The sequence below is a fragment of the Micromonospora sp. NPDC023814 genome (assembly GCF_040639595.1).
Lineage (GTDB): Bacteria > Actinomycetota > Actinomycetes > Mycobacteriales > Micromonosporaceae > Micromonospora.
In genome coordinates this window covers 1-11331 of the sequence record NZ_JBFAAF010000126.1, presented here as the reverse complement: position 1 = coordinate 11331, position 11331 = coordinate 1, and the positions used below count along the sequence as shown (strand labels likewise).

The window sequence follows — 11331 nt, the reverse complement described above, 5'->3', positions numbered from 1 at the left end:
CCTGCCAGTGCCCCAGCAACATAATGGTCACCAGCGCCGCCAGCTCCCACCAGAAGTCCAGGTCGAACGCGCCGAGACTGGTCGCCAGCGACGCGACGTACGCGACCACGATCGCCATCGAAATCAGCAGCATCATCCCCGGAGCCCGGTCGCGGACCTCGCGGATCCCGCCGACCAGGAACGGCCAGCCTCCGTAGAAGAAGACCACCGAGCCCAGAACCGGACCCACCCAGCTCATACCGGGAAAGTCGAGGGTGTAGCCGAACCAGTCCATCATCATGTGGCTGGTCACCACGATCGGCACCGTCAGCACCAAGCTCAGCCAGAACTTGCGCCGGAACTGCCCCGGGTCGTGCCCCGCGTGCTTGTCATGACCGCCGTGCCCACCGGCGGATCCTTGCCCCGCGTGGTCGTGGTGGCCGCCGGCGTGGCTACCCGCCGACCCGGGACCGGCTGAATGCCCCTCATGCGCCCCACCAGGGCTCTGCTCGCCCACCTGCACGTGATGCCCGTGGTGTCGCGCCTCACCGGTCACGTGCGCCGGGTCGGTATGGGTCGCGTGTTCGTGTCTCATGCCGTCCACCTCCACCGACACCATATACCCCCTAGGGGTATTAGCCAACCGTCGGGCCATGACCCACCCATCCCCTGCCACAACGAAGGTTCAGGAGGCCGACGGGCAGCACGCCGCATTACCCCTACCCCCAGGCCGTATCGGACTTTGACCGAAAGAGCGGGTACGCCCTCGCGTCATCCCAGCCGCCGGAGTGAGGGCGAGCCAGGAGGCTCCAGCACCAGACGGGACAGCGAGCGCACGGCGATCCCTGTCCATCCGGATCCGGCTCGCCGATTGTGATCACAAGGGCTGGAAGTCGAATGCGTGGCGGCCGGCTTCCAGGCCGGTGACCTTCGATAGGAACGCTCGGCCAGCCTGGTGCCGTCGCACGGCATGATGACTGCCCCCGCCTCGGCGCAGCTCCACCCGTTCGGGTTTCCTCTCGCGGGGCAGGCTGCTGAGTCGCCGCAGACGAGACCTGAACCGGGCTTACCGCCCGGAAATGTGAAACAACTACTTATAGCAGCCGAAGGCATGTTCGCCTCAGGAACCTGGAAAGCACTCCGACCAGACATGAATCCTTCTTATGTTCGTCGTGGCTCGTCTTCCTGAGCCGACCAGAAGGGAGTGAGGGACATGTCCAAGAGGTTTCTGATCAGGCTCGCCGGCGGGGTAGCGCTGGGCAGCGCCGCCCTGCTGCTCGGTGCCCCCGCCGCCGCGCTCGCCGCGCCCTACGGACACACCACGGAGCCCGGGGCCTGGGACCGCACCGAGGTTGTCTGCGCGACCAACGAGCAGAGCAACGACGTGATCGTCGCCCAGATCATCAGCGACAACACCATCCGGGACAGCGACGTCAGCGTCGAGCAGTCCGCAGCGGTCGAGACGACGAACGACAACAGGACTCAGCCCAACAACGTCGTCGTCTGCATCGGCGACATCGACGTCGACGTTGACGTGGAGTAGGACCAGGAGCTGCTCGAGTCGCTCCAGCATGCCGGTATCAGCGCGTCCGGCTCGCCGATGGGCCGGCATGCCAGCAACGGGGTGGTCTGGGTGACGAAGGCTTGAGGGGGTTCTTCGCGGGCAGCGGTCGGCTGCCCGCGAAGAAGCGCCAGTGGCCGGGGTCAGTGATGCCGGCAGAGCAGGAAACGGAGTGCGGTCGCCGCTTGGGCGGGGACAACGCCGTTGCCGAGCACGCGCAGCGCGGCGGTGCGCGCGTCGGACGCGCGGGGTGCGGGCAGGACCCGCACTGCCGCTGAGGGCAGGGTGAGGTGGAGCCCCGTTGCCCGGGGCAGCCTTCGTCCCGCCGGTGGCTCTTGGCGTTTGGGGCACATAGGCGCTTGATCGGTGATGTGCTGGGCTGTCGTGGCGCCACGACGGTTGTGACGCGACCTTGGAGGCAATCATGCAGAGCCGCGCGAAGGCGATGGGGCATGCGATCCACCCAATGTTGATCGTGTTCCCTCTGGGGCTGCTTGCCACCGCGGTGATCTTCGACATCGTGTATCTGGCCACCGACCGCCCGGGGTTCGTCCTGGCGGCGGGTTACATGATCGCGGCGGGGATCATTGGTGAGCTGATAGCGGGTCTGTTCGGTTTCCTCGACTGGCGTGCGACTCCGCCGGGCAGCAGAGCCCGACGGGTTGGCAGGTTGCACGGGGCTGGCAACGTCGTGGTGCTCGTGCTGTTCGCGATCAGCTGGATGCTGCGTGCCGGTGCCGACAGGTGGGAGCCCGGTGTCCTCGCCCTGGTGTTCAGTTTCGCCGGTGCGGCCCTGGCCGGTGTTACCGGATGGCTTGGCGGCGAGCTGGTCGAGCGGCTCGGGGTCGGCGTGGACGATGGCGCCGACGTGAACGCGCCGAGTTCACTGTCCCACAAACACGCCTGAATCTCCGATCGAACGAGGGGGTTGACCGGGCTGATGGCAAGCAGACACGAAACTCCGCAACCAACTGAGTTGAGCACAGCCCAGCGGTTGGCCACCGCCGGGCGTGCCGTCGCCCAAGCCTGCGGCACATGTTTGCCGGGGAGGACGAGACGCGGGGCTGAGCTGGCCGGAGCACTCGTCGTGCCAACCGTGAACAGTCGCGACGTCGACCGCTGCTGAGATGGACTGGGCCGGATGGGCGTTGTTCGGGTTGGTCGCTACCGTGGCGCTCACCGCAGCGCTTATCACTGCACAACTGGCCGCCCTTACTCGCCTCGACCTTCCCCTGGTACTCGGGACCCTCGTCACCGAGGATCCCGACCGGGCCCGGGTCGTCGGGTTCTTCATCCACCTCTGCGCCGGTCAGGGCTTCGCCCTCGGCTACGCGGCCATGTTTGCCCTGCTGCACCGCGCCACCTGGTGGATCGGGGCGCTGATCGGGAGCCTCCACGTCGGGATCGCGCTGACGGTGCTCCTGCCGCTGCTTCCGGGTGTCCATCCGCGCATGGCCTCGCAACGGGCGGGCCCGGCCAGCACAGCCGTGTTGGAGCCGCCTGGCCTGTTCGCCCTCAACTACGGGGTCCAAACTCCCGCGGTCGCGGCTGTCGTCCACATCATCTACGGAAGCGTCCTCGGACTGCTCCTTCAGGCCGATTGACCGGCGTCACGCGACTCGTGAGGAAGCCATCTCCATGACTGGCGGGCCCGACGTGACGTGGCCTCGGCCCCCAGCGCCCATCAGCGACCATGGGCTGCTGGGTGACACGCGCACCGCTGCCCTCGTCGCCCCTGACGGCGGGATCGACTGGCTCTGCCTGCCCCGCTTCGACGGCGAGCCCCTGTTCGGTCGGCTGGTCGGGGGCCCGGACGCCGGAACCTTCCGGCTCGGCCCAGCCGGGCCGGCCACGGTCGTCGAGCGACGTTACCGGCAGCACACGGCCACACTGACGACGACCTGGGCGGTGGGCAGCAGCCGTCTCACCCTCACCGAGGCCATGGTGGCCGAGGTCAGCGGTCGCCTGCTGCCCACGACACTGATCGTCCGGCGCCTGTCGGCCGAGGAGGCAACGGTGGACGCCGTCGTCGAGTTCGACCCTCGCCTCGGCGTACGGCACCGCAGGCCCCGAGTCCACCGCCGGCGCCGGGCGCTGGTGTGTGATTGGGGGTCGCTCGCGGTCTCTCTGGTCACCGCACCCGATCTCACCATCGAGCCAGGCCGACCTGCCTCGATCATGGTCAGGCCAGGCCGACCGATCACCCTCGTACTGGCCGTGGCCCACCGCGAGCCGCTGATCCACGTCGAACCGACAGCAGCCTGGGAACTGCTCATCGAGGACGAGAACCGATGGCGTGCCTGGACCACCGAAATCGACGCGTCGCTGCCGTTCCGGGAGCACGTCGTACGAAGCCTGCTGACCATGCGGCTGTTGACCTACTCGCCCTCGCAGGCGCCGGTGGCGGCACCCACAACGTCCTTGCCCGAGGATCCCGGCGGGGTGCGGAACTGGGACTACCGCTATGTCTGGCCCCGTGACGCCAGCATCGGCGTGAGCGCCTTCCTCAGCGTCGGCAAGGCAGCCGAAGCCCACGGTTTCCTCGCGTGGCTGTTGCACGCCAGCCGGCTGCAGCGGCCACGCCTGCCGGCCCTACTCACCCTCCACGGCCGCCACGTACCTACGGAACGGGAACTGCCCGGCTGGCCCGGCTATCTCGACAGCCTTCCGGTACGGATCGGCAACGGCGCCGCCGGGCAACACCAACTCGACGGCTACGGCTGGGTGATCGACGCCGCCTGGGCGTTCGCGCAGTCCGGACACCGCCTCTACACGGAGACGTGGCGCGCGGTGCGCGGCTTCGCCGACCTGGTCGCCCTTAGCTGGCAGGAGCCCGATGCCGGCATCTGGGAGGTCCGCGAACCCGGCCAACACGTACATTCCAAGCTCATGGGCTGGCTCGCCTTGGATCGGGCCCTGCGCATCGCTGACACCCACCCACTGCCAGACCGCCAACGTCGACGCTGGCAGAAAGCACGAGATGCCATCGCCGCCGAGGTCCGGACGCGCGGCTTCGACGCGACGACGAACAGCTACGTCCGAAGCTACGGCTGCCAGGACCTCGACGCGGCCCTGCTCGTCCTGCCGCTGCTGGGCATGGACAGCGTCGACTCGCCCCGGGTGCATGGCACCATCGACGCCATTCGGGACAGACTCTCCGCTGGTGGCCCCCTCCTCTACCGCTACCCGCCGGGACGTGACGGCTTCCCCGGTACCGAAGGCGCGTTCCTGCCCTGCTCATTCTGGCTCGTTCAAGCCCTCGCCCGCACCGGGCGCCGCAGAGAGGCGCTCGAACTGTTCGAGACCATGCTCGGCCACGCCAGCCCACTCGGCCTCTACGCCGAGGAACTGGACCCCGCGACCGGCGCCCACCTCGGCAACTACCCCCAGACGCTGACCCACGCCGCGCTCGTCCAAGCCGCACTCGCGATTCGAGACGCCCCCGCTCGCGATCCTGGATCCGCCTGACCGCCAGGGAAACGGCCTCCGCGATTGATCTACGAGGATATCCGCGCCTGGGCGCCGCAGGCGTTGTGCTTCGGCGGCATGCGCCGACCTCCTCGTCGCTCGCGCTGGCGGCAGTGAGGATGTCGTGGACGTCGGGCGGGACAGCCACGCGACCACCGTGCGCCGCAGCAGGCAACCACGTCCCTGCGGCGGTACGACTTCTGCGCGGGAGACGGGAGCCGTTTAGGCTCGTATTGATCCACTTTAAGGAGTTGGCCATGCTGAACCTGTCGCCCCCTTCCACGGCTGTCCTTCGTACCGCCGTCGCGGCCGCGCTGGCCGTTGGTGTCGCCGCGTCCATGCCAGCCTGCACCTCGGCGGCTCCCACAGCTGGGGAAGCCACCGCCTCGCCGGTGACATCGGCACCCGCCAGCGGGGCCGTGGACACGCCCTCGCCCACCGGCTCCACGCCGGGCAACGAGTCGCAGTCGGCCGGCCCGGGGGCGGCCGGCAGCGCAGACCCGATCATGCGGGGCGAGCGGCAGGTCGTTCTGCGGCCGGTCGGGTCGTTCGAGTCGATCCTGGCGGTCGACGCCAAGGGCCGACTGAACCTGACCGACGGCGACACGGACAAGGGCCTGTTCGTGTTGTTGCCCGCCAGCGGAAACCGCTACCAGATCCGGACCGCCAAGGCCCACAACGGCAGCGAGCCCGACTGCATGGGCCTGCGCGACAACGGCAGCGCCCCGGCGACGGTCGTGGCCGCTGCCTGCGACGCCGGCCGAGCCGGCCAAATGTTCACCATCGAGAAGACGCAGGAGAAGAGCCAAGGCCGCCCGACCTACACCATCAGCGGCGAGGGCGAGGTCCGCCTGCACGCATCGGACGCGCAGGGCCTCATCGCCCAGCGGGTGGGCGAGGCCGGCAAAGGCCTCACCTTCGACTTCGTCGACAACGGCGCGGCGCCCGCAGGCCCGGGCGACTGAGCGCCGCGCGCTCCCTGCAACCGATCCGCCGACTTGAGCCGAGGGCAGTGACAGTCAACTGACGTTCCGGTTCCCGGCGGTGGGGGCGAACCTCGTCTCCACCGCCGGTCTGCATCACATGCTTTACGAAGCCGCCTCCGCCGTCGCGGCCGACCAACTGGCCCCCAACGGCCGGCGGTCGAACCCGTCTCGCCAGACGTCGGAGGACGTCCTTGAGAGGCCGCACAGTTCGTCCAGGACGATCTGGCTCGCTGCGGTGAGAGCTGATCGGCTGCGCACGGCCGCATAGACGTGGCGGCTCAACGGTCGGCGCAGCGGGCGGGTGTCGACGTGGTAGCGACGGTCGACGGCAAGCTCGGGCAGGAGCGACACGGACAGGCCGGCTTCGACATGCGCCAGAAGCAGTTCGTAGCTGGCGAAGCGGCCAGCCACCACCGGCTCGAAGCCGGCCTGCCGGCAGGTGCTCGTCACCAGGTTGGACAGGTACGTGCCGGGCATATCGATGGACCACGCTGAATCGGCGAAGTCGGCAAGGTCCGCCGGTTCGTCCGATGCACCCTGCGACGGTGGCAGCACGAGCACAATGGCATCGGTGAGCAGAGGGATGGTATGCACGTCAGGGTGCAGCGGCATGGACCCGTCGATGAAGTCCGCCGTCACGATGATGTCGTAGTCGCCGCGACGCAGGGCCGGTTGGCTTGCCTGCGGATCGAGTTCGGCGACCTCAAGCTCGACCCTTGGATGCGTCTTCTGGAGCCGCACGGCGAGCGGAATGACGACGGCCCGGATGGCGCTGGAGAAAGCCGCGAGGCGTACCGGTCCCGTTGGTTGTCCGGAGAGGCCCTGTAGGTCCACCTCGGCGGCCTTGATCTGGTCGAGGATGATGCGGGCGTGTCGGGCGAGCGTGCGCCCAGCAGGCGTGAGCTGTACGCGGCGGCCGGTGCGCCGCAGGAGTTCGGTGTGGGTCTCCGCCTCCAGGACCGCCAGCTGCGCCGACACTGCCGACGGACTCATGTGCAGGGCCGCGGCGACGGCCCGCATGGTGCCGAGGCCGTCCAGCAGGCTGAGCATCTCCAGGCGTGCCGTGTTGAGCCGCATCGGAAACTCCTTGTGCATGAATTCCGCACAGCGTAGCCAGAAACCTCAGCTTTTCGCGCATAACGAACGGCCCTATCGTGAGGCGTATGACGCTGACTACGGAGCAGAGCGCCGCCGAACAGTTCTGGTCTGACGTCGACCGCCATCTGGTGCGCTACGGCGGTCCGTTCACGCCCGAGATCATCGAGCGCGCGGCCGGCAGCTTCGTGTACACCGCCGACGGCCGGCAGATCCTGGACTTCACCTCAGGTCAGATGAGCGCCATTCTCGGCCATTGTCATCCCGCGATCGTCCACACGGTGCAGCGGGAAATCGCCAGCCTGGACCATTTGTTCAGCGGCATGCTGTCGCGCTCGGTCATCGACCTCGCGCGCCGGCTCGCCGAGTCCCTCCCCCCGCCGCTCGAGAAGGCGCTGCTGCTGACGACCGGCGCCGAGTCGAACGAGGCGGCCATTCGGATGGCCAAGCTCGTGACGGGCAAACACGAGATCGTCGCCTTCGCCAAGTCGTGGCACGGCATGACGCATGCCGCGGCCGCCGCAACATACAGCGCCGGCCACCGGGGCTACGGGCCTACGCCGCCGGGAAACTTCGCGATCCCCACGCCCAACCCGTACCGCCCCGACTTCACCACCTCCGACGGCGAGTTTGACTGGCAGCGGCAGCTCGACTACGGCTTCGCCCTCGTCGATGCCCAGTCGTCGGGGAGTCTCGCGGCGTGCATCGTCGAGCCGATCCTCAGCTCTGGCGGCATCATCGAGCCACCGCCGGGCTACTTCGCCGCCCTGGCGCGCAAGTGCCGCGAGCGCGGCATGCTGCTGATCGTCGACGAGGCGCAGACCGGTCTGTGCCGCACCGGCACGTGGTACGCCTTCCAACGCGACGGCATCGTGCCCGACATCCTCACACTGTCCAAGACGCTGGGCGCCGGCCTACCACTCGCCGCGGTGATCACGACCGAAGAGATCGAACAACGGGCACACGACCTGGGTTACCTCTTCTACACCACGCACGTGTCCGACCCCCTCGTCGCCGCCGTCGGCAACACCGTGCTCGACGTCCTCCACCAGGAGCAGATGGACATACGGGCACGGGAGTTGGGCGGGTTCCTGCGCGCCGGCCTGCTTGACATCAGAGACCGGCACGACGTGGTGGGAGACGTACGGGGGCGCGGCCTGATGCAGGGGATCGAACTCGTCATCGACCGGGAAACGCGGGAAGGCTCGGACGTCCTCGGCGCCCAGGTCACCCGCCGCTGCCTCGAACTTGGCCTCCACATGAACGTCGTGCAACTGCCCGGCATGGGAAGCACCTTCCGGATCGCACCACCCCTCACCACGACGCGAGAGGAACTGGCCCTCGGTCTGGAAATCCTGGACCAGGCGATCGGCGAAGCGGCGCCGGCCTGACCGGCCGCGTCACCCCGTTTTCGTCGGCGCTGATGGCGTCACCTGACCGTCGACGCAGATCAGGTCGAGTAGGGAGTAGGGCGTTCGCGTCTTGGCTCCTGCTCCGTTACCGCGCTCAATGACTCGCGACGATGCACGAGGTCGTTAGGATTGTCCGGGTGGGAGCAGCGCCGAATCGCCGCCGACGCCGACTCATCCTTCCCGCGCTGCTGTTCGTCGTCGGCGCGCTGGCCCTCGCCCTCGTCTCCGAGTTGAGCAGTTCGCCGCTGGAGCGGATGCTCGCGGCATTGCCGGTCTGGGTGTCGGTCGCCGTCGTGTTGGGGCTGCTGACGGCGGGGACCGCCGCGACGGTCGCCTACGAGCGGCTGTCCGGCGGTGCGGACGAACATCGGGCGGAGCCGACCCCGCGGGTGCGGAATCGCAGGGCGCTGACCAGGACGACGACGGTCGTGGCGATGGTGGCGGCGGGTGCGGGCGGCGGCGCGGTGGCGGGGCCGCCGGTGGTCGCATGGGTCTCGGACTCGATCGCGGCAGCCAGCCGTCCCCAGTGGTCGGCCGAGGTGCTCTACTCGTTGCAGGAAAGGGCGACGCACCCGGTGTCGCTGAGTCGGGACGGATCCACACTCGCGGCGGGCTTCTACGACGGGACCGTCATCGTCTGGGACGTCGGGACGCGGGCCAGGATCGTCCTGCGCGGCTGCAGCGGGCTGGCCGCCCTGGCCCTGTCGCCGGACGGCGGGACGTTGGCGGTGGTCGGCTACAGCCGCTCCCGGGAGTGCCCTGGCAGTCACTTCAGCCTGTGGGACGTTGACGCGCAGGCCAAGCTGGGCGGGTGGCAGGTCCCGACCGTCACCCCGGTCACGGTGGCGTTCAGACCGGACGGAAGGGTGCTCGCCTTCGGGGGCGAGGAAGCTGACGACGGGTCGGGCGGCGCAGCGGACGACAAGGCGCCCGACGGAAACGTACAGCTCTGGGACGTCGGCAAACGTGCGCGCATCGCCGAACTCGTCGCGGGGAGGACTCCCATCACGGCGCTCGCCTTCAGCCCGGACGGCCGGACCCTCGCGGGCGGCGGTACCGACTGGAGCCAGGTCAGTTCAGACGTCTATCCCACCACGGCAACTCTGTGGGAGCTCGGAACCCGGAAGGTGGTCGGCACCCTGACCCTGCCGCCGAACACCCATCTGCGGGCGCTCGCCTTCAGCCCCGTCGGCGACGTGCTCGCCACTGGCGGTGGCAATGACGACGGGGCCACCGAGACCGTGATGCTGTGGGACGTCGTGTCCCGGACGAACACCGCCACAATCGAGGCGGAGGACAAGGCGGCCAACTCGTTGGCGTTCACGCCGGACGGCCGGACCCTGGTCGTCGGGTTCGCGGTCGGCGAGCAGGGCGACGGCGAAGTCGAACTGTGGGACGTCGCTGACGTCGAGCGGCTGGAGACTCTGGCTCACCCGGGAGGTGCGGTGACCTCGGTGGCCGTCGGCGGGGCCGGGCGGGTGCTCGCCAGCGCCACCTACGACGGCTCGATCCGACTCTGGACGAAGGACGGGTGAGCTTGCACCACCCGCCTGGAGGCAGGCCCGTAGATGCTGGCGACTCACCTCGCACAGAGCGGCCACGGCATTCGGCCTGGTCGTGAGCAGGTTTGCCCAGACCGAGGCGGACGCCGGGGAGAGCCTCGTCGGCATGCTTCACGACTGACACCAGGTTGAGCAGGCTTCACCCTCGCCGGTGCGTCACCGCAACAACCGCTCAGCCGGCCCGAGATCGGGTCCGGCGCGCCACGGACCGTCCCGAGCAACGACACCCTCCAGCTCAGCGCAGCACACGGTAGGTCACGTGCGTGACCGAGGTCGCGGCGCGCGACTTCACCTGCTCGAGTTTCAGCGGCGGGACGCCCTCGAACAGCCGCGTGCCGGCGCCCAGCGCGAGCGGCACAATGTGCAGCCGCACCTCGTCGATCAGGCCGGCGGCGAGGTACTGGTTGATGGTGGTCGCGCCGCCCAGGATCGCGACATCGCCGTCGCCGGCCGCCGCGCGTGCCTGTGCCAGCGCCGACTCGACTCCGTCGGTGACGAAGTAGTACGTGGTGCCGCCGCCCATCGGCTGCGGGTCGCGCGGGTGGTGGGTGAGCACGAAGACCGCGGCGTGGAACGGCGGATCGTCGCCCCACCAGCCGTTCCACTGCCGATCCCACTCGCCACGCACTGGGCCGAACATGTTGCGCCCCATGATGAATGCGTTGGCGGCGGTCATCTGGTCGACCTCGGCCCGGTTCTCGGAGGGAGTATCGAACATCCACGCGTGCAGCTTGCCGCCCGAGCCGTCGCCGCCGTCGTCGCCGAACGGGCGTTCCTCGGTCTGGTTGAGCCCGGCCGAGTACCCGTCGACCGAGATCGTGATGTCGCAGATCGCCCTGCCCATTCCTCTGGTCATTGCTTTCTCTCCTCCTCGTAGCGACCTCCGTCGCCTTCGCGGGATCGCGTCCCGCGGAGTGGGGTAGGGCCGTGAGTCTCTGCTCGTCCGTTCACATTTCCGGGTCGTGGTCGGGGTCGGTTTTGGTGCCGGTGTCGTTGCGGGGGTTGGTGCTGGTCCCAGAAGGTGTCGTCGATGAGCCATGGACGGCTGCACCCAGGCCGGGCCAGGACGTGGCCCGGCCTGGGTGCAGCATCGCGAGGGTGCGCTCACGTTCGGGTTTTGCCGAAGAAAGGGAAGACATCTCGTTCCGCAGCTGCACGTAGACCGATTCGACATCGTGACTGGTCAGGTGCTCGTCGGCGGGTCGGCTTGACCTGGGGCGTTCGGGTTGGATCATGGTTGGGTGTGCGGAACGCCGTCGATCGTGGAG

Annotated in this window: 10 protein-coding genes and 1 pseudogene; 7 read left to right on the top strand and 4 right to left on the bottom strand. The window is 68.8% G+C overall.

Going from position 1 to position 11331, the window contains the following annotated elements; genetic code table 11:
- Positions 1-574, bottom strand: a pseudogene (locus AB0G14_RS33730) (heavy metal translocating P-type ATPase); the annotation flags it as partial.
- Between the two features lie 618 nt (positions 575-1192).
- Between AB0G14_RS33730 and AB0G14_RS33725 the strand changes: the two are divergent.
- The 5 genes from AB0G14_RS33725 to AB0G14_RS33705 all read left to right on the top strand — a co-directional run bounded on the left by AB0G14_RS33725 (position 1193) and on the right by AB0G14_RS33705 (position 5973).
- A complete protein-coding gene (locus tag AB0G14_RS33725; RefSeq protein WP_357704535.1) occupies positions 1193-1522 on the top strand; it encodes a hypothetical protein in 330 nt (109 codons plus the stop codon).
- Between the two features lie 442 nt (positions 1523-1964).
- Positions 1965-2447, top strand: coding sequence for a DUF2231 domain-containing protein (locus AB0G14_RS33720; protein WP_357704533.1), 483 nt, complete (start codon positions 1965-1967; stop codon positions 2445-2447).
- Between the two features lie 220 nt (positions 2448-2667).
- A complete protein-coding gene (locus AB0G14_RS33715; protein ID WP_357704531.1) occupies positions 2668-3144 on the top strand; it encodes a hypothetical protein in 477 nt (158 codons plus the stop codon).
- A 34-nt stretch (positions 3145-3178) separates the two neighbouring features.
- Positions 3179-5008, top strand: coding sequence for a glycoside hydrolase family 15 protein (locus AB0G14_RS33710; protein WP_357704529.1), 1830 nt, complete (start codon positions 3179-3181; stop codon positions 5006-5008).
- 506 nt (positions 5009-5514) lie between these two features.
- Positions 5515-5973 (top strand): hypothetical protein, encoded by a 459-nt coding sequence (locus tag AB0G14_RS33705; RefSeq protein WP_357704527.1) that lies wholly within the window; start codon positions 5515-5517, stop codon positions 5971-5973.
- Between the two features lie 123 nt (positions 5974-6096).
- Here AB0G14_RS33705 and AB0G14_RS33700 read toward each other — a convergent pair whose 3' ends face one another.
- Positions 6097-7071 carry a LysR substrate-binding domain-containing protein gene (locus tag AB0G14_RS33700; RefSeq protein WP_357704525.1) on the bottom strand — a complete coding sequence of 325 codons (975 nt, stop codon included), beginning with the start codon at positions 7069-7071 and terminating at the stop codon, positions 6097-6099.
- Between the two features lie 86 nt (positions 7072-7157).
- Here AB0G14_RS33700 and AB0G14_RS33695 point away from each other — a divergent pair, with 86 nt between their 5' ends.
- A complete protein-coding gene (locus tag AB0G14_RS33695) occupies positions 7158-8480 on the top strand; it encodes an aspartate aminotransferase family protein (protein WP_357704524.1) in 1323 nt (440 codons plus the stop codon).
- Positions 8481-8638: 158 nt separating this feature from the next.
- Positions 8639-10036 carry a WD40 repeat domain-containing protein gene (locus AB0G14_RS33690; protein WP_357704522.1) on the top strand — a complete coding sequence of 466 codons (1398 nt, stop codon included), beginning with the start codon at positions 8639-8641 and terminating at the stop codon, positions 10034-10036.
- 262 nt (positions 10037-10298) lie between these two features.
- Here AB0G14_RS33690 and AB0G14_RS33685 read toward each other — a convergent pair whose 3' ends face one another.
- Both AB0G14_RS33685 and AB0G14_RS33680 read right to left on the bottom strand, forming a co-directional pair.
- The gene (locus AB0G14_RS33685) at positions 10299-10919 is read right to left on the bottom strand and encodes a dihydrofolate reductase family protein (RefSeq protein ID WP_357704520.1); all 621 of its coding nucleotides are present in this window, start codon (positions 10917-10919) and stop codon (positions 10299-10301) included.
- A gap of 91 nt (positions 10920-11010) precedes the next feature.
- On the bottom strand, positions 11011-11331 hold a 321-nt coding region (locus tag AB0G14_RS33680), incomplete at its 5' end, for a hypothetical protein (protein WP_357704518.1).